Source organism: Streptomyces sp. NPDC091972 (assembly GCF_044756385.1).
In the GTDB taxonomy this organism is placed as follows: domain Bacteria; phylum Actinomycetota; class Actinomycetes; order Streptomycetales; family Streptomycetaceae; genus Streptomyces.
Genome location: NZ_JBIVSV010000035.1, coordinates 1 through 1,052 on the forward strand (window position 1 = coordinate 1; position 1,052 = coordinate 1,052).

General features: G+C 68.9%; 1 protein-coding gene. It reads left to right on the plus strand.

What is annotated here, in order from left to right; genetic code table 11:
* Window positions 1-100 precede the first annotated feature (100 nt).
* A partial coding sequence (locus ACIQJT_RS41660; RefSeq protein WP_402650673.1) for an IS481 family transposase occupies window positions 101-1,052 on the plus strand: 952 nt, incomplete at its 3' end.

Below are 1,052 nucleotides of genomic sequence, written 5' to 3' on the forward strand. Positions count from 1 at the left end.
TGTATTGATCACGAGCGTTGTTAACGCCGCCAGGGCTTGATCATGGCGAAGACCTCCGGTGTGGTGGAGCTGTCTAGGACTGCACCGCACGGAGGTCTTCGTGTCCCACCGTAATGCCCGGCTGACCGTTCATGGCAGGCGGCTGCTCGTCGAGCGTGTCCGCGCAGGCCGTCCGGTCGCGCATGTCGCGGCCGAGATGGGCATCTCGCGCGTCACGGCCCACAAGTGGGTGCGCCGCTGGCGGGCCGAAGGCGAGCAAGGGCTGCGCGACCGCTCCAGCCGGCCCCGCACCACACCGCACCGCACCCCGGCCGCGACCGAGGCCCGGGTGTGCCGCCTGCGCCAGGACCGCAAGCTCGGTCCCGCACGGCTGGGACCGATCCTGGGTCTGCCCGCCTCGACCACCCACCGGATACTGACCCGGCACGGCCTCAACCGCCTGGCCTTCCTGGACCGACCCACCGGGCAGGTCATCCGCCGCTACGAACGCGACCGTCCCGGCGAACTCGTCCACGTGGACGTCAAGAAACTCGGCCGCATCCCTGACGGCGGAGGCCACAAGGTCCTGGGCCGTCAGGCCGGTCGCCTCACCCGCAGCGGCATGGGCTTCGACTACGTCCACTCCGCCGTGGACGACCACACCCGCCTCGCCTACAGCGAGATCCACAGCGATGAGAAAGCCGCCACCTGCGCCGACTTCCTGCGGCGGGCCGCGGCCTTCTTCACCGCACACGGCATCAGCCGCATCGAACGCGTCCTGACCGACAACGCCTGGCCCTACCGCAAGAGCTTCGCCTGGCAGCAGGCCCTCGCCGACCTCGACGCGACCGGCAAACTCACCCGCCCCTACCGGCCGCAGACCAACGGCAAGGTCGAACGCTTCAACCGCACCCTGCTCGACGAATGGGCCTACCTACGGCCCTACACCGACAACGACGAACGAACAGCAGCCCTGGCAGACTTCCTACACACCTACAACCACCACCGCTGCCACACCGCACTCGGCGGCCACCCACCGATCAGCCGCGTGAACAACGCTGCGGGCCAATACA